General features: G+C 73.1%; 16 protein-coding genes. 7 read left to right on the plus strand and 9 right to left on the minus strand.

Going from position 1 to position 19,572, the window contains the following annotated elements; translation table 11 throughout:
* Positions 1–18 precede the first annotated feature (18 nt).
* From ACQPY0_RS11520 to pth2, 3 genes are read left to right on the plus strand one after another with little or no spacing between them, the layout of a single operon-like run.
* Positions 19–672 carry an SDR family NAD(P)-dependent oxidoreductase gene (locus tag ACQPY0_RS11520; protein WP_432987700.1) on the plus strand — a complete coding sequence of 218 codons (654 nt, stop codon included), beginning with the start codon at positions 19–21 and terminating at the stop codon, positions 670–672.
* A gap of 43 nt (positions 673–715) precedes the next feature.
* On the plus strand, positions 716–1,525 hold the full coding sequence (locus ACQPY0_RS11525) for a metal-dependent hydrolase (protein ID WP_432987702.1): 810 nt from the start codon (positions 716–718) through the stop codon (positions 1,523–1,525).
* 9 nt (positions 1,526–1,534) lie between these two features.
* A complete protein-coding gene (pth2, locus tag ACQPY0_RS11530) occupies positions 1,535–1,885 on the plus strand; it encodes a peptidyl-tRNA hydrolase Pth2 (protein WP_432987704.1) in 351 nt (116 codons plus the stop codon).
* Here the strand turns inward: pth2 and ACQPY0_RS11535 are convergent.
* From ACQPY0_RS11535 to ACQPY0_RS11560, 6 genes are all read right to left on the minus strand, one after another.
* Positions 1,774–2,802: a hypothetical protein gene (locus tag ACQPY0_RS11535; protein WP_432987706.1), complete on the minus strand. Its 1,029-nt coding sequence runs from the start codon at positions 2,800–2,802 to the stop codon at positions 1,774–1,776. The genes pth2 and ACQPY0_RS11535 overlap by 112 nt on opposite strands.
* Positions 2,803–2,901: 99 nt before the next feature.
* Positions 2,902–5,145 (minus strand): DUF3488 and transglutaminase-like domain-containing protein, encoded by a 2,244-nt coding sequence (locus tag ACQPY0_RS11540; RefSeq protein WP_432987708.1) that lies wholly within the window; start codon positions 5,143–5,145, stop codon positions 2,902–2,904.
* Positions 5,139–6,248, minus strand: a complete 1,110-nt coding sequence (locus ACQPY0_RS11545) for a DUF58 domain-containing protein (protein ID WP_432987710.1) — start codon at positions 6,246–6,248, stop codon at positions 5,139–5,141. Before ACQPY0_RS11545 ends, ACQPY0_RS11540 begins: the two co-directional genes overlap by 7 nt.
* A gap of 4 nt (positions 6,249–6,252) precedes the next feature.
* Positions 6,253–7,179, minus strand: a complete 927-nt coding sequence (locus ACQPY0_RS11550; protein WP_432995184.1) for an AAA family ATPase — start codon at positions 7,177–7,179, stop codon at positions 6,253–6,255.
* Between the two features lie 96 nt (positions 7,180–7,275).
* Positions 7,276–9,849: a fibronectin type III domain-containing protein gene (locus ACQPY0_RS11555; protein ID WP_432987712.1), complete on the minus strand. Its 2,574-nt coding sequence runs from the start codon at positions 9,847–9,849 to the stop codon at positions 7,276–7,278.
* A 96-nt stretch (positions 9,850–9,945) separates the two neighbouring features.
* On the minus strand, positions 9,946–11,454 hold the full coding sequence (locus ACQPY0_RS11560) for a tetratricopeptide repeat protein (protein ID WP_432987714.1): 1,509 nt from the start codon (positions 11,452–11,454) through the stop codon (positions 9,946–9,948).
* A 120-nt stretch (positions 11,455–11,574) separates the two neighbouring features.
* Between ACQPY0_RS11560 and ACQPY0_RS11565 the strand changes: the two genes are divergently transcribed.
* Entirely contained in the window at positions 11,575–12,312 is a 738-nt protein-coding gene (locus ACQPY0_RS11565; protein ID WP_432987716.1) for a TetR/AcrR family transcriptional regulator, read from the plus strand.
* Positions 12,313–12,740: 428 nt separating this feature from the next.
* Here ACQPY0_RS11565 and ACQPY0_RS11570 read toward each other — a convergent pair whose 3' ends face one another.
* Positions 12,741–13,016, minus strand: coding sequence for a hypothetical protein (locus ACQPY0_RS11570; protein ID WP_432987718.1), 276 nt, complete (start codon positions 13,014–13,016; stop codon positions 12,741–12,743).
* A gap of 770 nt (positions 13,017–13,786) precedes the next feature.
* On the opposite strand from ACQPY0_RS11570, the gene ACQPY0_RS11575 reads away from it, so the two are divergent.
* Entirely contained in the window at positions 13,787–14,041 is a 255-nt protein-coding gene (locus tag ACQPY0_RS11575) for a hypothetical protein (RefSeq protein WP_432987720.1), read from the plus strand.
* Positions 14,042–14,552: 511 nt separating this feature from the next.
* Here the strand turns inward: ACQPY0_RS11575 and ACQPY0_RS11580 are convergent.
* Both ACQPY0_RS11580 and ACQPY0_RS11585 read right to left on the minus strand, forming a co-directional pair.
* On the minus strand, positions 14,553–15,422 hold the full coding sequence (locus ACQPY0_RS11580; protein ID WP_432987722.1) for a helix-turn-helix domain-containing protein: 870 nt from the start codon (positions 15,420–15,422) through the stop codon (positions 14,553–14,555).
* A 56-nt stretch (positions 15,423–15,478) separates the two neighbouring features.
* Positions 15,479–15,934, minus strand: coding sequence for a hemerythrin domain-containing protein (locus ACQPY0_RS11585; protein ID WP_432987724.1), 456 nt, complete (start codon positions 15,932–15,934; stop codon positions 15,479–15,481).
* A gap of 59 nt (positions 15,935–15,993) precedes the next feature.
* Between ACQPY0_RS11585 and ACQPY0_RS11590 the strand changes: the two genes are divergently transcribed.
* Positions 15,994–16,320, plus strand: coding sequence for a hypothetical protein (locus ACQPY0_RS11590; protein WP_432987726.1), 327 nt, complete (start codon positions 15,994–15,996; stop codon positions 16,318–16,320).
* Between the two features lie 447 nt (positions 16,321–16,767).
* Entirely contained in the window at positions 16,768–19,542 is a 2,775-nt protein-coding gene (locus ACQPY0_RS11595) for a sensor histidine kinase (RefSeq protein ID WP_432987728.1), read from the plus strand.
* Positions 19,543–19,572 lie beyond the last annotated feature (30 nt).

Here is a 19,572-nt window from a genome sequence, read left to right on the forward strand (position 1 = left end):
CGAAGGGATGAGGTCGCCGTGTTTGGAACGTCGCTGGAGCTCAAGGGCCGGACCGCGGTGGTGCTCGGCGGGGCCGACGGGGTCGCCGCGGCCGTGTGCCGGCTGCTCGCCGAGCGCGGCGCGCGGGTCGCCGTCGTCGGCCCCGACGAGCTGTCGCTCTCCGACCTGATCGACGAGCTGCGGTGGGGCGGCGCGGAGGCGGTCGGCATCGTCGCCGCCGGCCTCGGGGACGCCGACGCCGCGGCGATGGACGCCGTGCGCGCCAGCGTCGCCGGCGAGCTGGGCCCGCCGGAGATCCTGTTCGTCCTGCCGTGCCCGTCCGGGGCCGGCGGCTGGCGCCGGACCGTCGACAGTGGACTGACGGCCACCTTCCTGGCGCTGCAGGCGTTCGTGCCCGCCATGGCCGAGGCCGGCGCCGGCGCGGTCGTGACGCTCGCCCCCGCAGGCCCCGACCCGGCCACGAACGCGGTCGGCGGCGGTGTGACCGCGCTCACCCGGCACTACGCCCGGCTGTTCGCGTCCGCGGGCGTGCGGGCCAATGTCGTGTCCTGGACACCGTGCGAGTCCACCGTGGACGATGCCGCCTTCGCCGCCCTCTACCTGGCCTCCAACGCCGCGGCGACCATGACGGCAACGACACTCGACGTTGCGGGCACATTGATGCGACTGTAGATCCTATGTACGAATGATGGTCCACATGGGATAGTCATGCGTCATGATGGGCTCGTCGCATGCGCTTTCCGGGGCGGCCGTCTGGTTGACAGGTTCGCTCGCGCTGGATCAGCTCGCGCACTTCCACCAGACGCCGCTACAGCTCGCCGTCGGCACCGCGATCTGCGCCGGCGGTGCGCTGTTGCCCGACCTCGACCTCTCCGGCCGGGTCACCACCGGGCGGGGCGGCGCGACCGTGGCGCACACGTTCGGCGTGATCTCGCTGTTCCTCGCCGAGTGCATCGAGAAGTTCTCGCTCGGCGTCTACAAGCTCACCCGCATGAAGCACGACCCGCCCCGGCGCAACGGCCACCGCACGCTGACCCACACGATCGTGTTCAACGTCGGCGTCGGCTACGGCACCCTCGCCCTGTGCGAGGCGTACGGCAAATGGGCCGTCATGGGCGTGCTCTTCGTCGCCTTCGCCCTGGCCCTGCGCGGCCTGTTCGAGAAGTGGGCCGAGCGGGCGGGCTGGGTCATCGTCACCCTGGCCGCCGCGGGCGCCGCCTTCGTGGTCTACGAGCGCCTGCCCGGCGACCGCGGCTATCCGCTGCTCGGCGTCGCCGTCGGCGTCGGCGGCCTGGTCCACCTGCTCGGCGACATGATCACCCGGCACGGTTCGCCGATCCTGTGGCCGATCCCGACCGGCCGGCGCATGTGGCGCTGCCTCGGCCTGCCGCACCGCATCGCCCTGACGGCGGGAGACAAGACCGAGACCGTCTTCCTGCGCACGGTCTTCGCCACGGTGGCCATCTTCGCCGGCGCGGTCCTGGTCGCCCCGATCCTCATGCAGCGCTTCGACATCGCCTTGTAGGGTGCGCGGGTGAGCGAAACCCGGCTGGTCATCGTCATGCGCACCGACCTGGGCATGGGCAAGGGGAAGATCGCCGCCCAGGCGGCGCACGCGGCGGTCGGCGCGGCCATGCGCAACCAGGCCCGGCCGGCCTTCGCGGACTGGTGGCGCGCCGGCCAGCCCAAGGTGGTGCTCAAGGTCCCCGACGAGGACACGCTCGGGCTCGTGGTCGCCGCCGCCGAGGAGGCGGGGCTTCCGGTCGAGGTCATTCACGACGCGGGCCGCACCCAGGTGGCCGCCGGGACGGCGACCTGCTGCGCGATCGGCCCGGCCCGGCAGGACGCCCTTGCGCCGGTGACGGGCTCGCTGCCGCTGCTTTGACCGGCTGCCCAGCCCAGCACCCGCAGCGCCCGCAGCGTGTTCCACCGGCTCGGCGCCCCGTCCGGGCCCTCCAGGTGGAAGTGCGCGTCCCCGGGGTGCGTGTTCTCCAGCGGCCAGGTCCCGTCCGGCGACCGCTTCGACCGCACGATGTCCAGAGCCTCAGAAACCCGCGGATCCGGCGGCTCCGCGGTGGTGCGGAAATACTCCAGCGCCCGCAGGACGTCGTAATGCCACCGGGCCGGAAAGGAGAACTCGAGCCAGGCGGAGTCGGCGACGTCGCCGGTCCGCTTGCGCCGGAACAGGCCCCGCTCCAGCAGGTATTCTTCGGCGGCCCGCCGCTCGGCGATGGCGACGCCGGTTGCGCGCTCGTACGCGAGCAGCCCTTCGAGCACGTTGACGGTCGACGCGAACGAGGCCGTGGTCGGCGCCCAGCAGTTCCAGCCGCCATCGGCGAGCCGGTCGCGCAGCAAGCGCTCGACGATGCCGGAGACGTCGATGCCGAAGTAGACACCGACGGACACGGTGAGCCCGTTGACGCACGGCTCGACCTCCCCGGCGAAGAAGTCCTGGCCGCCCTCCTCCCACTTCACGTTGTCCCGCACCAGTTCGACGGCCCAGGCCACCCGCTCGTCGGCCGGGTCCACGCCGAGGTCCCGCAGCAGCGCGAGGGTGTGCGCCGTGGCCGTCCACGGCTGCCCGGTGGCCTGCTCGGGCCAGTCGTAGCCGCGCGGCGCGTACGCCCCGCCGGCCCACGATCCGTCCGCCTCCTGCCGGTCGAGCAGCCGGGCGCCCCATCCCTCGCACGCCACCCGGCCCCGCTCGCGGGCGACCTTCTCGGCCGGCGCGCCCACGAGGTCCCGCAGCACCTGCCAGCGGATCGCCGGATCGCCGTCGAGCAGCCACTGCGAGACGTTCATGCCGGAATCCTATGGCCCTGCCGGTCCGCCCACGGCGCCGTGCCGAGCCGAATCACACCGATGTGACTCAGTGGAACCCCGCGCGGCCGGGCGGTAACTTCAGCGGCGGCGGTGCCACCTCAGGGGGCGCGGGTCGAGGGTCCACAGCAGGCGGCGCCACCAGGGGCGGCGGGCGCGCAGGTCGTCGACGTACGCCGTGGCCTGGGCCGTGGCCCGGGCCGCCTGGGGCTCGCCGGGGCCGGCCGCCGGGGTCGCGAACGCCACCGCGTTGACCAGGGCGGCCAGCTCGTCGACCGGGGGGACCGCCGGGCGCAGGGTGCGGGCGCTCGCGTGGGCGCGCGGTTCGGCGGCGTTGCGCGCGTAGCTGGCGATCTCGCCCGCGCTCAGGTGCGGCGGGGCCGGTCGCCCGGCCTGGCGCAGGCCGATGAGCACCTCGTTCCAGGCGGCGTCGATGCGCACGGCCGGCGGGCCCTCGCTCAGGCGGCGTCGGCGGCGTCGGGCAAGCACCAGCGGTACTGCTGCGAAATAGGCGACGACGAGCAGGAACGCGGCCGCGGCGGCCGAGACGGCCAGCAGCGTCGTCCGGTCCTCCGACCGGGGCGCGGCGGCCGCGGACGGGCCGGCCGAGTGCGACGCGGGCGGGCTGGCGCTCACCGACGGCGGCGGGACGGACTGCGGCGGCGGCTGCGACGGGGGCGCCTTCGGGCGGAAGTCGTCCTCGACCGGGCGCTGCACCGTGTCGGACTTCGGCAGCGGGTCGAACGCCACCCAGCCGAAGCCCTTGAACTCGACCTCCGGCCACGCGATCGCGTCGGCGCCGCGGACCGCCTTCTGGCCCTTGTGGGTTCCGAAGCCCACGACCACGCGCGTCGGCAGGCCGGCCAGCCGCGCCAGCACGGCGAACGCGGCGCTGAACTGCTCCGAGGTGCCCTTCTGACCGCCGAGCTGCTTGCTGCCGAAGAGGAAGTGCTCGACGTTGGGGTACGCGTGCCCGCTGGGCGCGTCCGCGACGAGCTTGTAGTGCTCCTCGAGCCACTGCTGGATGGCGAAGGCACGCTGGTACGGGTTGGAGACGCCCTCGCCGAGGTGCGCCGAGAGCTGCGCGATCGAGTCCGGCACCTTCCCCGGCAGCGCCACGAACCGGGCCGCCTCCTCGGGGGAGGGGACCTCGGCGGCGAAGAGCGCCTGGTCGTCGGGGCGGGGCCGCTGGCGGGAGGTGACGGTGTACGTCAGGCCCTTGCGCAGGCTGTCGGCGAGCGCCACGGTGCCGGTCTCGGCGTCGTAGGCCACGCGCACGCCCTCGACCCGCTCCGGGGTGGCGATGCCGGGCAGCAGGCGGCCGTCGAGCTCGTCGATCGTGATGGTCTGGGTGACCTCGGGGCCGGCGCCGTCGGAGCGGCCGAGGACGCGGCCGGCGTTGCGGTACACCGAGCCGATCCGCCAGGTCACCCCGTCGTAGTCGTTGAGCACCGCGAGGCGGATCAGCGGCTCGGGCTGTGCGTCCGGGCCGGGCGTGACGACCGCGTCGAAGAGGTGCTGGTCCTTGTTGAGGTTCCAGCCCGACAGCCGTACCAGCGGGTTCTCGTCGAGGGCGTCCAACTGCGGCGGGGTCACGTAGTTGCGCGGGTCGACCGGGGTGTCGTTGCCCTGCTCGGCGACGGTCGGGCCGAGCAGCTGCGACAGCACGACGATCACCGCGAGGCCGGCCGCCGCGCCGCCGCCGACGCGCAGGCCCAGCGTGCGGCGCTGGGCGCCGGTGAGCGTGTCGCCGCCGAGGTCCGGCCGGGCGCTGGCGATGAGCCCGAGGATCGCGAACGCGGCGTACGCCAGCGGGATCCACGTCGTCGCGCGAGCGGCGGTCGTGTCGGGGCCGACGAGGTACAGCGCGCCGCCGAACAGCGCCGTGGGCGCGGTGTAGGAGAGCAATACGCGGTTGTACCGCACGCCGCACTCGGCCGCCGCGAGCCCCGCCAGCCAGGTCACGATCACCGGCAGCAGCACGGTGTCGGGCTGCGGCTCGATCGGGATCAGCGCCGTGAGCAGGCGCGGGATGCTGTTGCGCAGCGCCTCGCGGGCCACGTCCGGCACGGCGCCGGGGATCTGGCCGGCCTGGGCGCTGACCCGCACGGTCACGTACACCATGCCGGCCAGGCCCAGCACCGACGCCGGCGCGGCCGTGTAGGCGGGCAGCCGGCGCACGGCGACGCTGATCAGTACCGAGGCGGCCGCGGCGACCGTGGTGAGCAACGGCAGCAGGGTGCCGTTGTAGATGGGGGCGAGCGCGAGACCGGCCAGGACCAGCATGCCGAGCAGCGCGGCCGGCACGAACAGGCGCCTCACCACGTCCGCACCCCGTCCCAGGCGGCGGCGAACTCGGTGCCGTCGCGCACGGCGAGCACGACGACCCGCTCCAGCGCCGGTGCAGCCTCCCCGAAGACGCCGGCGACCAGCGTTGGGTAGGCGGTCTTCAGCGCACTCACGCGCGAGAGGTCGGGGTCGCCGGTGAGGTAGACGAGGGTGTCGCCCGCGCGCCGGGTGCGGAGCTCCTCGATGGATTTTTCGGATATGTCGGATATTTCGGCTTCGGCCAGAAGGTCCAGGTAGTCGCGCGTGGCGTTGCCCGCGGCGTGGCGGCCCGAGAGCAGGCGCAGCGCGATCGGCAGCTCTTCGCGGAACGCCGCCATGACCAGTGAGGCCGCGGCCTCGCAGGCGGACTCGAACAGCTCCGGGTCCGGATACGAGGCCCGGCGGTCGTCGAGCAGTACGACCAACCGGGGCAGGCTGGTGTCCAGCTGCTCGCGCACCATCAGCTCGCCCACCCGGGCCGAGGTGCGCCAGTGCACGCGGCGCAGCTCGTCGCCGACGACGTACTCCCGCAGCGTGTCGAACGTGATCGTGCCGTGCGGCACCCGGTCGTCGCGCCCGTCGAGCGAGCGCGTGATGCCCGTCGGCACCGCGGAGAGGCGGTGCACCCGCGGGTACACCCAAACCTGCGCCGTGCCGCCGTAACCGCGCGCGAGCGCCATCAGCCCGAGCGGGTCGCGGCGCACCACGCGCAGCGGCCCGATCGCGACCACGCCCCGGCGGGCGGTCGGCACCGCGTATTGCGCGGTCGTCTCGCCGCCGGCCCGCAGCCGCAGCAGGGGGACCGGCACGGACGCCGGCCCGCACCGGTCGTGCGCGACCAGCGTGGCGCCCCGAAACCGGCTCGTGTTGCCCACGCGCAGCGTGACCGTGCTGGACTCGCCGCCCATGACCCGGTCCGGCTCGACGCCGCGGGAGACGGTCAGGCGCGGGCGCCACCAGACGTATCCGGCCGCGAACAGCAGCGATGCCACGCACGCGGTGCCGAGCACGACCAGGTGCCGGTAGCCGAAGATCAGCCCGACGGCGAGCAGGGCTGCCGCCGCCGCGCACAGCCCGGCCCCGCGAGCGGTGAGGCGCATCGGCTCAGGCCGCGACGGGGGACGGCACGGGCACCGTGTCGAGCACCTGGCGCACCACGTCGGCCGGGGCCACGCCGCGCACCTGGGCGTCGGGCGAGAGCACCAGCCGGTGCGCGAACACCGGCTCGGCGAGGGCCTTGACGTCCTCGGGCACCACGTAGCCGCGCCCGTCGGTGAGCGCGTAGGCGCTCGCCGCCCGGGTCAGCGCGATCACGCCGCGGGGGCTGACCCCGATGCGGACCTGCGGGTGGGCGCGGGTGGCGTTGCCGAGCTTCACCGCGTAGCCCAGCAGCGGGTCGGCGATGTGCGCCCGCCGGGCCAGCCGCACCAGCTGGGCCACGACCTGCGTGTCGGTGATCGGGTCGAGCGCCTCGGGGGAGCGGCTGACCGCGCCGCGCAGCACCTCGATCTCGACCTCCTCGGCGGGGTAGCCCACGGCGAGCTTCATGAGGAACCGGTCCAGCTGCGCCTCCGGCAGCCGGTAGGTGCCGTCCATCTCGATCGGGTTCTGCGTGGCGACGACGAGGAACGGCCGGGGCACCCCGTGGCGGACGCCGTCGACGGTGACGTAACGCTCCTCCATGACCTCCAGCAGCGCCGACTGCGTCTTCGGCGAGGCCCGGTTGATCTCGTCGGCGATGACGATGTTGGCGAAGACCGGCCCCGGGTGGAACTCGAAGCCGCGGGTCGCCTGGTTGAAGATGGTCACGCCGGTGACGTCGGAGGGCAGCAGGTCGGGCGTGAACTGGATGCGCCGCCACTGCCCCTGCACGCTCGCGGCGAGCGCCCGCGCCAGGGTCGTCTTGCCGACCCCGGGCACGTCCTCGAGCAGCACGTGCCCCTCGGCCAGCAGCGCGGCCATCGTCAGCCGCACCACGTGCGGCTTGCCCAGCACGATCGACTCGACGTTGCGCGCGAGCCGGCCCACCAGCTCGGCGGCCGCGCTGACCTCCTCGTTGCTCGGGGGACCCTGGGGTTCCCTGCCCGGTTGTTCGAAGGACTGTTCAGCCGAGATCACGGTGCTCCATCAGCATTGCTTCAGCGGCCCCGTGCCGCTGGGCAGATTGAACCAGGCGTAGGGGATGTAGTTCTCGCCCTGGAACTGGATCTTGATCCACTGCGTGCTCTTCTTGCCGCCGTACGGCTCGGCGTTGATGCTCACGCTGGTGTTCGTCTGGCAGACGGCGACGTAGCTGTCGGGTGCGTAGACGTCCCCGACCGAGGCGCCGCTCTGCGAGGGCGTCTTGTACACCCAGATGCCGCCGTCCTTCGCGCCGTGCCCGCAGTAGCTGTTGTCGGTGCACACGACGGTGCCCTTGTAGACCGGCGTGCTCGCCGACCCGGTCCCGGTTGCGGCCATCCCGGCGCCGTTGGTGATGGAGACGGTGTAGCTGTACGCCGTGTTGGGCCACAGCCCGTTCATCGTCAGCGACCCGGAGCAGTTGCCCTGCGTGCCGCCGGCCCCGGCCACGTCGAGCCGGCAGGTCCCGGGCGCGCCGCCGTCGGTGGCCGTGAACGTCACGGTGATCGAGTTGAGCCCGGCGTTGCTGCCGGTGACGCTCATCTTCGGCTGGGCGAGGGTGTCCCCGGCGGCGCTGGTGACCGCGCCCTGGCCGGCCTTGTTCACCGCCCGCAGCTGCACCGTGACGTGCTCGGCGTCCTTGAACCCGCCGAACTCGTGGGTGAGCGCGGTGTCGATGTTCATCTTGGTGCCGTTGACGGTCGCCTCGTAGCCGCTCAGCGACGCCCCGTTGTCGGCCGGCGCCTTCCAGGTCGCCACCACCGTGCCGCGCTTGGTCTGCGACGCCTTGACCGCCAGCGCGGTCGGCGCGCCCGGCTTGTTGAACGGCACCACCGACGGGCTCAGCGGCGACTGCTCGGAGCTGGCGCCGATGTCGTTGATCGAGGCAACCTTGAAGGCGACCTGGGTGCCGTACGCAAGCTCCCCGGCGGGCACCGTGAACTGCGGCTGCGCCGACTCGTAGGTCTTCGACTCGCCGCCGCCGACGGTCGTGACGACATACTTGGTGATCTTGTGGCCCTGCCCGTTGGCGGCCGGCCACGTCACCGCGACGGTCCCGTCCGGGTTGGCCACCGCGGCCACGCTGGCCGGCGGGTCGGGCACGTCACGGGTCGGGACCACCGGGTTCGCGGCCTTCTTCGGCCCGCTGCCCTTGGCGTTGACCGCATAGACCGTGAACTTGTACGTCTGCCCGTTGGTCAGCCCCGTGATGTCCAGCGCCCGCTGGCTCGCTCCGACCTCGTGCGGCGGCTGCCCGTCGCCCTCGACCACGTACTTCGTGATCGCGGCACCGTTCGGCGGCGCGGCGGTCCACGTCACGCGGGCGGTCTGGTTGCCGGCGACGGCGTTGACCCGCGCGGGCGCCCCGGGCGGCCCGACCGGCGGCTTGCTCGGCGGCGGCGGGGGCGGGGCCGGCGGGGCGTCGCCGCCGAGGACGTCGTTGGCATACTTGTCGACGGTGGTCACGTGGTTCTTGTCGTCCACGACCCGCGCGGTCGAGCCGCCGGGCGCGTTGATGAACATGCGGTCCTCGCGGACCTCGATCTCCAGCGGCTTGCCGCCGCCCTGGATGCGGATCGGGTCGAGGGCCTTGCCCTGCGAGTCGAGCACGTAGACGGTGCCGGTCGCGTCGTCGGCGCAGTAGAACCGGCCCGACCAGGCCACGCACGGCTGCAGCCGCGGGCTGTCACCCGGCACCGCGAAGTCGCTGACCTTGTCGTTGTTGACGACGTAGACGTGCGCGCCGTCGACCACCGTGACCGGCACCTCGCCACCGACCGTGCGGCCCGGCATCGCGCCCTCGCCGTCGAGCTTCAGCGGCACCTTCTTCACCGTGTCGCCGCGCAGCGTCGTGAGCGTGGTCGCGGTCTTGTCCAGCACGGCCACGCCGGAGTCGAGGATGGACAGCGCCAGGTCGTGGCTCGGGTCGGCCACGCCGACGGTCTTCACCTTCACCGGGTCGCCGGTGAACCCGCCGCCCTGCCCGCCCGCGGGGGACGCCTTTTTCGCGGGCGCCGCCTCGATCGCCACGACCGTGCCCTCGGACGGCACGAGCAGCCACAGCTTGCCGCTGTCGTCGAACGTGCCGCCGGAGATGCCCGGCGGGAAGCTCAGCGTCTCACCGACCGGCAGCAGCGTCATCGGGTCGAGCTGGCGGACCTGGCCCTGCACGGTGTCGATGACGAACGCGGTGTCGTCGTGCACGGCCACCGTCACGCCCAGCCCCGGCGTCGACTGCGTGGTCGCGCCCAGGCTCAGGCTCGACAGGTCCAGCACGCTGACCTTGCCGGTGTTGAGGTCCCGGAGGATGACGAACCGGTCGCTCTGGGTCACCTGCATCGTGTGGCCCTGCGCATCGGTGATCTTCGTGCGCGTGTCCACCTTGCCGGTGACGCCGTTGACCCGAGCGAGCTCGCCCTTGTCGTTGCTCCACAGCCAGGCGCTGACGTCGAAGCTCGCCACGGCGTGGTTCGCCGCGCCGGTGCCGTAGAGCGTCAGGCCCAGCACCGCGACCAGGGCCACGATGGTGCCGAGCGTGATCAGCCCGCCGCTCTTGCCCGAGCGCAGATTCAGGCGCATCTCGTCACCTTCCCGGCCCCCTCCCCGAAACCGGCGCCCATCATATTCCGGTCGATGGGTGGGCGATACCCGTGGTTACGGACGGTGGTGGATGGTTCACTGACGCTTGGTGCAGGCCAGGTCGGAGAGCTGAACGTCCTGCGTGCCGTACACCGCGGCGACCGTGAAGCAGTAGTCGAGCTTGGGGTTCAGGCCGTTGATGGTGTACTTCGCGGTGCCCGCCGGCAGCCCCTGCAGCTCGCGCATCGTGCCCTGGGTGCCGCCCGCGACGATGAACGGCACGGTCCCCTTCGTCGGGTCCTTCCACGTGAGCGTGACGCTGGTCTTGTCGTCCCGCAGCGCCAGTCCGCCCGGTGCGCGGGTGTTGCCGGCCGGGGCGGGCGCGGACGGCGCCTGGGACACCGGCCCGGGCTCGGGCGCGGCGACCGTAGGCCCCGGCGCCGGCTCGTTGCCTCCGCCGTCCTTGCTGGCCATCACGAACGCGATGCCCGCCGCGACACCGCCGCCGAGCACCGCGACCGCGACGATCACCAGGATGGCGGCGAGCGGCGAGCGGCGCCGCCGTGGCGGGTCGCCGACCGGCCGCGGCGGCGCGGTGACTGGCATGGCCGCCGGCTGGTAGGAGGCGCGCTGCATCACTCCCGGCGCGGCCCGCTGCCACGGCGCCGGCTGGTAGTCGTCCTCGTCGTCGTCCTCGTCCTTGTACGCCGCGTAGTTGTCCTCGCGCGGCTCGGGGCGGTAGATCGGAGGATGCTGCGACGGCGGTGGCGGCGTGACCGGGTCGAAGGTCGGCGGCGGCCCCAGCGGCGGGGGGCCCACCGGGTCGAACGCGGTCGCCGGGCTCGCTGAGTCGTACGCGGGCGGCGCGCTCGCCGGGTTGTACGCGGTCGCGGGGCTCGCACCGGAGTGGGACGCGGTCGCCGGGCCTGCCGGGTCGTACGCGGGCGGCGCGCTCGCCGGGTCGTACGCGGTCGCCGGGCTTGTTGAGTCGTACGCGGTCGCGGGGCTCGCACCGGAGTGGAACGCGGTCGTCGGGCCTGCCGGGTCGTACGCGGGTGCCGGGCTCACCGGGTCGTACGCGGGACTCGGGCTCACCGGGGCGAACGACGGCGGCGGGCTCACCACCGGGGCGAACGCCGGCGGCGGGGGAGCGCTCGCGTGGGCGGCGCCGGCCGGGTCGGGCAGCCCCAGATACTCCCGGGCCGCCCGCACGCTCGGATGCCCGTCGCCGAGCGCCTGCGGGCCGAACCTGACCAGCTGATTGTAACGCCGCTTGGCCTCGAACACGTTGCCGAGCTCGTCGGCGATGCGGGCCAGCTCGAACGACAGGTTGAGCATCACCCCGTGCCCGTCGCCGAGGCGGTGCTGCCCGGCCGCGAGCCCCTCCTCGAGCACCCGCCGCGCGTCGCCCAGCTCGCCGATCTCGACGTGGTAGCGCGCCAGCTGCGCGGTCGCCGCGAGCACGTCCGGATCGTCGGAGCCCAGCGTCAGCGCCGCCGCGTCCAGCGCCTGGTCGAGCAGCGCCAGGGCGCCCCGCTTGTCACCCTGCGCGGACAGCGCCCGCGCGCCGTGCACGGCGTTGGCCAACTGGGCGGACGAGGACACGCGGATACTGTGCCCTGTCCCCCCGCCCGCCCGCCACCCGGTGCGGCCGATGTCCCATGATCGGCTCAGGTCGCTGAGCCGTGATGGGCACGGTTTGGGACCTCGATCGATACTTGACCGATGGCGAGACAACCGCTCACCCCGCTGCCCGGGGCGCGCGAGGGCCGCGACCCCGCCCGCGCGATCAAGCGCGGCCCGAGCCGGGTCCCGCCCGAGGTAGTCGCCGCCAACCAGCGTGATCGCCTCTACGACGCCCTCGTGCACACCGTCGCCGCGAAGGGCTACGCCAACGCCACCGTGAGCGACATCTGCCGCGCCGCAGGCGTGACCAGGCCCGCGTTCTACGCCCTCTTCGCCGGCAAGGACGACGCCCTGATCGCGACCTACCGTCACGGCGCCGACCTGTTGTTCAAGATCATGGAGGAGGCGTATCGCGCCGAGCCAGGCTGGCGCGAGGGCACCCGCGCCGCCCTGCGCGTCATGCTCCAGGTCCTGGCCGAGCTGCCGGCCTTCGCGACGATGGCGATCGTCGAGATCGACGCCGCCGGCCCACACGGCCGCAACGAGCGCGCCCAGATGCTGCGCCGCTTCGACCGCTTCTTCGCCGAGGCCCCGCGCGCGTCGGACCTGCCGATGCCGGAGGAGTTGGTGGAGACGATCGTGGGCGGCATCTACGCCACGGTGTACCGCTACGTCGCGGCCGGCCGCGTCGAGCAGCTGCCGGAGCTGCTGCCGACCCTGGCGTACTTCACGCTGGTGCCGTTCCTCGGCCGCGAGGAGGCGGCCCTGGAGCTGGACGCCGACCAGCCGCCGCCATCGACCCCGGCCAAGCCCGCGGAGTGCCGGATCACCCCGTGACGCCTGGCTGGTCCTGGTGCTGATACCGGATATGTCGGGCGCTCCGCGTCGCGACATATCCGACATTTCGCATATGAGAATTGTCGCAATAGCCGCAGGAAATTGTCGCCGCCCGGCCGTTCTTCGCTCCTTTCCGTTGCGTTGATCGCACCGTCCGGTTGCGCTTTGGGTCCACGCAATTCGGGCAATTACCTCGGTTCGGCAACGGGCCAGGATTGCGGCCGCTCGAACCGCCGATGCGCGCCCCCCAGCCGTGCCGAGGCGTATTTCGGCGTCGCGGCTGACGACCGATGGCCAAGCGCCTGTCGACGGGCGCTCGCAGCTGCCGGCAAGTCGGACACTTCGCGCCGCGAATTGGAACGACCGCCGATGGTTCAAGATCCGCGCGGTCGCCCGCTTGGCACCGGCCGGGCCACCGTTTCCCCTGCTCAGCGGATTTTGTCGTACCCCTGTTCTAGGTTCTGCTCATGACCGAGGTGCTGACCGCAGCCGCCCAGACGGAATGGCGTAGCCGGCTTGACGCGATGCTGGCCGAGCACAACCGTCGTGTGGCCCACCGCCGTGCAGTCCGTGCCGAGTTCGCGGCGGCCCGCCGTCGAGGCTTGGAGGCGCGCCATGCCGAGCGTCTGGCCCGCCTGGACCTGGAGGCCCGCACCGCCGAGATCACCGCCCATTGGGCTGAACAGGATGCCCGAGCCGCCCATCGCCGCTCGCAGGCCACCCAGCCCAGCCCCCACCGTCCAGAGCCTCAACCCAACCCGCGCTGTCCAGCAGCCCAGTCCGACTCCCGCCGTCCGGTGACCCAGCCGAACTCAGGCGGTCCGGTGGTCCAGTCCGATTCCCGCTTGCCCGTGACTCAGCCCGGTTCTCGCGGGCCCGTGACCCAGCCTGGTTCTCGAGCGCCCGTGATCCGGCCTGGTTCTGGAGGGCCGGCCACCCAGCTCGACCCGAGCTGTGATCCGTCCGCGCCCGCCGCGCCCGCCCCGCCCGGGCCGTGGCGCTCCCACGGCCTTGCCGCCCCAGCATCGCAGCCGCCGCCAGCATCGCTTGCGCAGTCACCGAGGCCACCGTCGCCGCCGGTGTCCCGTGCGCCATCGCCAGAGCCTTCGCCAAGCCCTTCGCTGCCGCCGTGTTCCCGGCCCGCATCTACGCCGGCGCGCCCCCGACCCGTCCAGCCACCGCGCCCTCGGCCCGTTCAGCCGTCGTGCTCTCGATCCATAGCGTCGCCCCCACCGCCGCAGCGGGCAAGCCGGTCGAGCGACGCCACGCCGCCGCTACCAGCACCGCAGTGGCCAAGCCGTTCCGGCGACGCCGCGCCACCGCCGCCGCAGCAGCGGATAGGCCCTTCCGGCGGTGCTACGCCGCCGCTACCACCGCAGCAGCAGCCAAGCCGGTCGGGTGACGCCGCGTCACCGCTGCCGCAGCAGCGGATAGGCCCTTCCGGCGATGCCACGCCGCCGCTACCACCGCCGCAGTGGCCAATCCCTTCCGGCGATGCCACGCCGCCGCTACCAGCACCGCAGCGGCCAAGCCGTTCCGGCGACGCCGCGCCACCGCCCGCCTCCCCGGCGCCCGCCACCCACCGGCCCCCCGCACCACGGGCGCATCCCTCGCCGCCGCCGAATTGTCCTTCGACCAGGCCACCACGTTCTGCTCGCGGGCAGCGTCCGCCTCGTCATCCGCGCCTCGTATCGCGCCGGCCGTCGCCATCGAGCACCAGGCGGCCTGAATGCAGCCGCTGGCCGCATGGCTCGACGACACCACCATGGCCGGCCCCGGGTCCGTGGCTCCCCGCACTCGCCGCCTCGGGCGGTAGGGGGCGAGCGGGAGCGGGAGCACGGTCGCCGCCGAAGTGTGACCGTGATGTCGTCACCAGGCGGAGCTGAGCCTCCGCCGTCCCCCTGGTCGCCGACCTGGCCACCCCGCGCACCGGACCGACGTGAGCCCAGACCATGCTGAGCGGCTCGCACTGCCGCAACGCGGACGCGCGGCAGGCTGGCAGGCTGGTGGGCTCGGGCGCTTCGTCCTGACCGTTGACAGGCGCGGGCGCGGGGTGTCGGTGGATGCCCGCTGCGGGCTGAGGGTGCGGGTTGGCGGACACCCGCTGCGGCTGGCGGGCGGAGGCCCGCGTATCGCCAGAGTCGACGTCAGAATGGGCTGCTCAAGCGTCCGTCGGTGCGGCGGGTGTGGGCTCCGGTGAGAGGCAACCTGGCTCAGCGGTAGGTACGGTCCCGAGAAGCTCACGCGGTGCGCGGGGTGAGCCGCCCGGGCAGGGCCGAACGCTGGTGCGGCACCCGGGGCACCGGCGAGCGCCGCAGCGCCGCCCGGAACGTCCCCGGCGACTGCCCGGTCTCGCGGGCGAAGAACCGCCCGAAGTTGGTCGGCTCCTCGAACCCGAGCTGCCGCCCGACGTCGGACACCGGCAGGCTGCTGGTCGCGAGCACCCGCTTGGCCTCCAGCGCTACCCGCTCGTCGATGAGCTGCTTCGCGCTGCGCCCGGTCACGGCGAGCGAGGCCCGGGTCAGGGTCCGAACCGAGCATCGTAGCTGCTCAGCGTAGTCCTCGACCCGGCGGTGGCGCACCTCCCGCTCAAGCTCCCGCCGCAGCTGCCCTATAAGTAAATCTGCCGGGCTTCGCCGTGGCGCTGGAGCAAGCGCCGCGATGCGCATAAGCAATACGGCCAGAGAGTGGGCGAGCAGGGTCGTGCCGAAGGGCGTCCCGCCGTAGCGGACCTGGTCGACGCCGATCTGCGCGATCTCGGCGACGATCGCGTCCTCGTCCTCGCCGGCCGGCTGCCAGCAGGCAGGCGCGAACGGGTCGGCGACCAGCTCGGGCAGCGGCAGCTCGGGCAGGACGGCGGGGGAGAACGCGAGCACGGTGGCGTCGAAGCCGGCCTGGCCGCCGAACTGGTGGACCTGGCCCGGGCGGCCCCACACCAGGGTTCCGGGGCGGCACGCGTACGTCACGAAGTCCAGCCCGTGCGTGCCCTGCCCAGCGCTGACGAGCATCACCACGTGGTTCGCGGTCTGCACGGGTGAGCGCCCCACGGGCAGGTCGCTCAGGCGCGCCGCCCCGACAGGGTCCCCGATGAGGCCGCCGAAACTGACCATGACCAGCCCGACTGTACCGAAGGGCAGCCAATCGGCAAGCACGGACGACCCCGCGACTACACCCGGATTCCGGCCACCGCAAGCTCGGCCGCGCGTACCTCCTGGAACGCCGCGCCCATCTCCTCCAGCCGCTCGAGCGTCAGGGACGCGCGCAGGGCCGGCAGCAGCACGGTCTCCTCGTGCTCCACGTGCCGGCGCACGGTGGCGATGAAGTTCTCGAGGCGGTCGAAGAAGTCCGGGCCCTCGGGCGAGATGCGCTGCAGGTCGTGCAGGAGCCGCTCGGCGTCGTGGTGCTCGTCGGCGCCGTGGTGGGCGTCCTGGCGCGCCTGCTCGTCCAGCTCGGCCAGCACGGGGTACACCTTCTGCTCCTCGGCGTGACTGTGCGCGGTCAGCCGGGCGGCGCACTCGTCGAGCAGCACCTGCAGGTCGCCCTCCGCGGCCTCCAGCCGCTCGAAGAGCTGCTCCATGATCCGGTGGTCGTTCATGATCAGTGTGACGGCGTCGGAAGCCATGTCTCCTCCTTGGATCGTCACCCCTACGGTCGCGCGTGAGACCGGGGCGGCGTGGCCGAATGGCCGAAACCGCCGGGGGCCGTGCCGCGGGCCACCCGGTCCGTCGCGGCGCCCGGGCTCGTGGCCGTGTGCTCGGCGGCGCCGAGCACACGGAGGCCGAGGACGCGATCGGGCTGCCGGTCGGGCGGATCGTGATCATGCCCGCAGTGCAGACGGCGGCCGGTGGCCTGGCCGCTGCGGAGATCGCCCGGGCACCGCGGGTGGCCCAGCCGCTGCTCGCCGAGGCGCGCCTACGCGCACAGCTGCGGCTGGCGCCGGTATCGGGCCCCCGATCGCGGACAAATGCCCTGGTCAGACCCGTTTCTCCGGGTCGAGCACGGGCGTAGCGCGGCCGGGCTTCGCGGGCCGCCTCCGCGTGTCGCGGGAGCGGCCGGCCCAAGCCGGTGAGATATTTGCCTGCGCATGAACATTGTCGGCAAAACATATTTCTGCGCGACAATAACTCACTGCGCGTACTGTCGACAACGCATTCAGTGATCATTGCGGCAGCGTAAAGTTAACATCACACCGGCGTTGCTCATATCGGAAGACATCAGTCGGAAATCCGTCCGGTGCAGCCGTTTGGGTCCGTACGGGTTGGCTAAGTCGCGGCGAACGGATGAGCTGGAATGGGGCGATCGTCGCGCGATCACGTACGTCGGTATTGACACGGATCGGCCGCTCTGTGATTGTGCACAACGTCGATGCGACCGACGGGATATTGGGCCTCCGCCCGTGCCGTTCGGGCCGCATCGAACTGCATTGTCAATCTCGGATGCCTGCGGGGACTTTTCGTGACCCAAAGCCAGAGCTCGCTGCCCGTGCCCGCCCAATGGCAGGGTCGCGACCCGCGGCAGAGCCCCGAGCGTCGGCCAACTCGCCATACCGCCGCACTCGCCCGCCGTGAGCAGCCGCAGCCTCCGCGCCGCGGCGCCGAGGAGCGACGCCCGGGACAGCGGACCGGCCGACGCATCGTCGATCAGCTCCGCCTCATCGTCGCCCTGCCGCTCGTCGCCGTCATCGTCTTCGCCGGCGTCGCCTTCATCGCCACCGTGCAGGAGGTGAACCGGGCGCGCACCCTGCAGGACCTCGCCGCGCTCGCCACCGACGCCGGTGGTCTGGCCCACGCGCTGCAGCGCGAGCGGGCCGCGGCCGTCAACGTCGTACTCAAGACCGAGGCGACCCAGCAGGACGCCTTCCAGCAGCAGACGATGCTGACCGACGACGCGGTCCGCATCTACCAGCAGCAGCGCAAGGGCCTGTCGGGCGGCGGCGACTCGGAGACGCTCAAGCGCATCGACACCGGCCTGGACTCCCTGACCAAGCTGCGCGAGCAGGTCCGCAACGGCAAGCAAGCGTCGGTCTCGGCGGTGGCGTTCAGCTACCGCATCCTCATCGCCGACCTGCTGGACTACCGGGAGTCGGTGGCCCGCTCCGGCGCCCCGACCGACCTGGCCGACGAGATCCGCGCCGCCGCCGCCCTCTCCCGCGCCGCCGAGGCCGTCGGGCAGCAGCAGGCCGCGGTGCTCCGCGCGATCGCCGCCCGCGAGCTCACCCCCGCGCTGCAGCAGGAGATCACCGCGACCCGCACGAGCTTCACGGAGCAGACGGTCGCGTTCAACTCCCTCGCCCCCGCCAAGTGGCGGACCTGGTACGAGCAGGCCGGCATGGGCGACCAGGTCGTCACCGCCCAGCGCCAGCAAGACCAGGTCGGCCGCACCGCGACCGGGACGCCGCTCAAGCTCGACGCGGCCGCCTGGATCAACGCGATGTCCGGCTGGGAGGGCCTGCTCTACGGGGTCGAGCAGCAGGTCGACCAGGACGTCGAGCAGGCCGTCGAGGTCGTGCACGACGACCAGATGACCCAGGCCGCGCTGCAGAGCGCCGGCGTGGCGATCGTCCTGCTCGTCGCCATCGTGCTCACCAGTTACGTGGCCCGGCGCCTGACCCGGCGCCTGCGCTACCTGCAGGACGCCGCGCGGACGGTCGCCTACGACCAGCTGCCCTCCGTCGTGGCGGAGCTGCGCGCCGCCGCGCCCGGCACCGTCGACCCGGACGAGGTCGCCGACCGGGCGTCCTCGACCCTCGTGGTCGCCGGCTCGGACGAGGTCGCCGACGTGGCCCAGGCCTTCCGGGCCGTCCACCGCGAGGCGGTCAAGATCGCAGGCGAGCAGGCCGTCATGCGCTCCAACGTCGCCGAGATCTTCGTCCACCTGTCCCGCCGCGAGCAGCGACTGGTCGACGCGGTGCTGGCCCAGGTCGACAAGGTCGAGCGCGACGAGACCGACCCGGACCGGCTGCAGGAGCTCTACCAGCTCGACCACCTGGCCACCCGGATGGCCCGGATCAACCTGAGCCTGCTAGTGCTCGGTGGCTCCGGCGCCGCCCGCGTCCGCCGCGAGGACGCGCCGCTGGGCAAGGTCCTGCAGGCCGCCATCTCGCAGATCGAGCACTACGTGCGGGTCCGCTTCGGCAGCGTCGACGACGACGTCGCGGTCGTCGCCGAGGCCGTCGACGAGATCGTGCACCTGCTCGCCGAGCTGCTGGACAACGCGACCGGCTACTCGCCGCCGGAGTCCGAGGTCTGGGTGACCGCCAGCGGCCTGGGTGACCGGGTCATCGTGCAGATCGTCGACGTCGGCGTGGGCCTGTCGCCGACCCGCCGGGACCAGCTCAACCAGCTGCTCTCGCAGCCGCCGGCGATCGACATCGCCGCGGTCCGCGCCATGGGTCTGACCGTGGTCGGGCACATCGCCGCGCGGTACAACATCACCGTCCAGCTGCGCCCCGGCCAGCACACCGGCACGCTCGCCGAGATCGTCATCCCCAAGGATGTCTTCCGCCCGATCATGGCATCGGAGCGGGGACCCCAGCTGCCGCCGGTCTCCGTCCCTGCGGAGCACGGGCACAACGGCAACGGCAATGGCAACGGCGGGCGCCCCAACGACCTGTTCACGCCGCAGCGGCCCAGCGAGCCGAGCCTGTTCGAGGTGCCGGCCCAGGCCCAGCAGTGGGCGACGCAGGAGCTGGCCCCGATCCAGCCGATGCAGCCGGCGGACCGGCCGGCTCAGCCGGTGGGGGCCGGCTACCCGTCCGCGTCGATGGCGCAGACGATCCAGCAGCCCGCGATACAGCTGCCGCCGCCCCCGGCCCCGCCCGGACCCGGCATGTGGCCGCCGCTGCCGGAGCCCGATGTGCCGGCGGCCCTCGCCAGCGCCGACGACGAGATCGAGCTGCCGATCTTCCAGTCCGTCAACGGCTGGTTCCGCACCGAGACGCCGCCGGGCCTGGAGCCCGCGGCCATCGCCGAGCCGCTGAACTGGGAGTCCGGCGCCGACGCCGGCTGGAAGGCCGCTGCCGCGGCCGCGACGCCGGAGGTCAGCACGACGACCGCGGCCGGCCTGCCGGTCCGCGCGGCCGGCCGCCAGCTGGTGCCCGGTGCGGCCGAGCCGGCCCAGCGCCCCGGCGCGCCGGTCCAGACGGGCACGCCCAAGCGGGACCCCTCGCAGGTGGCGGCGGCGATGTCGGCATACGCACGTGGCGTCGCGAACCGACGCCCGCAAGGCTGATCGGCTCCGGGGGGAACCGTTGGGATACAC

The sequence above is a fragment of the Dactylosporangium sp. CA-233914 genome (genome assembly GCF_050942935.1).
Lineage (GTDB): Bacteria > Actinomycetota > Actinomycetes > Mycobacteriales > Micromonosporaceae > Dactylosporangium.

Excerpts from the sequence above, each read along its gene's own strand:
- ACQPY0_RS11590 (WP_432987726.1), top strand. The coding sequence starts at position 15,994 with ATGGCCGAAACCGCCGGGGGCCGTGCCGCGGGCCACCCGGTCCGTCGC.
- ACQPY0_RS11565 (WP_432987716.1), top strand. The coding sequence starts at position 11,575 with ATGGCGAGACAACCGCTCACCCCGCTGCCCGGGGCGCGCGAGGGCCGC.
- ACQPY0_RS11585 (WP_432987724.1), bottom strand. The coding sequence starts at position 15,934 with ATGGCTTCCGACGCCGTCACACTGATCATGAACGACCACCGGATCATG.
- ACQPY0_RS11555 (WP_432987712.1), bottom strand. The coding sequence starts at position 9,849 with ATGCGCCTGAATCTGCGCTCGGGCAAGAGCGGCGGGCTGATCACGCTC.
- ACQPY0_RS11545 (WP_432987710.1), bottom strand. The coding sequence starts at position 6,248 with ATGCGCCTCACCGCTCGCGGGGCCGGGCTGTGCGCGGCGGCGGCAGCC.
- ACQPY0_RS11580 (WP_432987722.1), bottom strand. The coding sequence starts at position 15,422 with ATGGTCAGTTTCGGCGGCCTCATCGGGGACCCTGTCGGGGCGGCGCGC.
- ACQPY0_RS11570 (WP_432987718.1), bottom strand. The coding sequence starts at position 13,016 with ATGGGCGGCTCGGGCATCCTGTTCAGCCCAATGGGCGGTGATCTCGGC.
- ACQPY0_RS11535 (WP_432987706.1), bottom strand. The coding sequence starts at position 2,802 with ATGAACGTCTCGCAGTGGCTGCTCGACGGCGATCCGGCGATCCGCTGG.
- ACQPY0_RS11525 (WP_432987702.1), top strand. The coding sequence starts at position 716 with ATGATGGGCTCGTCGCATGCGCTTTCCGGGGCGGCCGTCTGGTTGACA.